Source organism: Geobacillus sp. LYN3 (genome assembly GCF_003064505.1).
GTDB classification, from domain to species: Bacteria; Bacillota; Bacilli; order Bacillales; family Anoxybacillaceae; genus Parageobacillus_B; species Parageobacillus_B toebii.
This window is the reverse complement of sequence record NZ_QCWL01000041.1, coordinates 1-1,846: the sequence shown is the minus strand read 5'-3', so window position 1 is coordinate 1,846 and position 1,846 is coordinate 1. Positions and strand designations below refer to the sequence as shown.

The following is a 1,846-nucleotide window of genomic DNA, read 5'->3' as shown; positions in this document are numbered from 1 at the left end:
GGTATTGTCAAAAGTTTATCCTCCACACTCACTGTTTTTCATTGAGTTTCAACGGTTAGAATAAAAAAAGCTTGCCACCCCCGTTGTTTTAGGCCATCATTGAGGTAACCCCACACCCAACACCCAAAACAAAGGAGTGACAAGCTTGTTACCTCAATTATTAGCCTATTTGCTCGAAATAATCAAGTCCCAACATCAAATCATTGTCTATTTAATTGGTGCCTTATTAGGAAAATCCTTAAGCCGCAAAGACATGGACGAACCGGTTCGAAAACCGTACCGAAAACTTCAAGTCGATGACCTTCCCATCATCGATGTCCCAGAAACACTTGACTACCGGCAGCTTTTAGCCGACTACGAAGCCCGGCACGGCCGTCCGTTGCCGCCGATCCAACGCCGGGACAACGCTAAACACCGTGTTCCGGATTCGTTGACGTGTCCCCGTTGCCAGGCGCCGTCATCCTACCTGTACGCCAACAACGGCGGAAAAGGGCAATACCAATGCAAAGTGTGCCAATGCCGGTTCAACCATCGAAATCGGTTCAAAAAGCAAGCGGTCTTTCGTTGCCCGCACTGCTTCCAAACGCTTGAGAAAATCAAAGAACGCAAGGACTACTACATCTACAAGTGCAAGAACAACGACTGCCCATTTTACCAAAAGAACCTTCGCCGGATGAGCCAAAAGGAACGCCAACAATTCCAGCAGAACCCTCAAGCCTTCAAGGTGCGGTATCTGTTCCGTGAGTTTTTGTTTGACTTTCAACCATTGGCCCCATCGTCGCCGAAAAAGCCAAAAGTCGATTTGTCCCGTCTGGCGGTGTCGTCGCACACCCTCGGACTCGTGTTGACGTACTACGTTAACTATGGGATGTCCTCCAGACAGACAGCCGGAATCATGAAGGATGTGCATGGCGTGTCGATCTCCCATCAGACGGTGCTCAACTACGCCAATAGCGTCGCGCTCATGATTCAGCCATTTGTCGACCAGTTCCCGTACGAGCTGTCCGGCTCGTTCTGTGGGGACGAGACGTATATTCGCGTGAAAGGACGCTGGCATTACCTGTTTTTTATGTTTGATGCCGTGAAAAAAGTGGTGTTGTCGTATCGCGTCTCGCCCCACCGGGATACGTTGTCGGCCATCCGCGCCATCGATGACGTCCTGCGAAAGCTGCCGTCCATCCCGGACGATTTGTCGTTCGTCGTCGACGGCAATCCCATTTACCTGCTGGCGCAGCACTTTTTTGCCCAGCACGGGATTCCGTTTGACGTCCGCCAAGTGATCGGACTGACCAATGAGGATCCGGTGTCCGAAGAGTTCCGCGCGCTCAAACAAATCATCGAGCGATTCAACCGGACGTTTAAAGGCAACTATCGGCCGACTCACGGATTTGGCGCGGAAGAAGGCTCGGTCTCCTTTGTCACGCTGTTTGTGGCGTATTTCAACTTCCTGCGCCCGCACGGTGCACTCGAAGGCCGGGTTCCTGTCGTCATCCCGGAGCTCGCCGACCTGCCCCATATGCCGGCCCGGTGGACGAAGCTGATCGCCATGGCTCAAGATTTCCTCCAACAAGAGGCAGCCTAACTTTTTTGTCCGCCGGAGCCCATGGATCAGAAGAACAGCCGGATTCGGCGAAGCGAACCCTTGACCAACCGAACCTCGTCAAAGGTAAAATTCGGTAAGGGCAAGGGCGGCTTTCCTATGCCCTCTTTTTTGTCCCCGTCGCCCTTGACGACTCTTCCGCACCTTTGGCGGGTGTTGGTCAAGGGCGAATCCGGCTCCAAGGATGCCTTACGATGCTCCATGGGATGGCGGATGTGGAGTTTTCATAAAACTTTTGACGCTACC

1 protein-coding gene is annotated in these 1,846 nt (G+C 52.6%); it reads left to right on the top strand.

Going from position 1 to position 1,846, the window contains the following annotated elements; genetic code table 11:
- Positions 1-145 precede the first annotated feature (145 nt).
- Positions 146-1,582, top strand: a complete 1,437-nt coding sequence (locus DCC82_RS16860; protein ID WP_097355032.1) for a DDE-type integrase/transposase/recombinase — start codon at positions 146-148, stop codon at positions 1,580-1,582.
- The last annotated feature ends 264 nt before the right edge of the window (positions 1,583-1,846 follow it).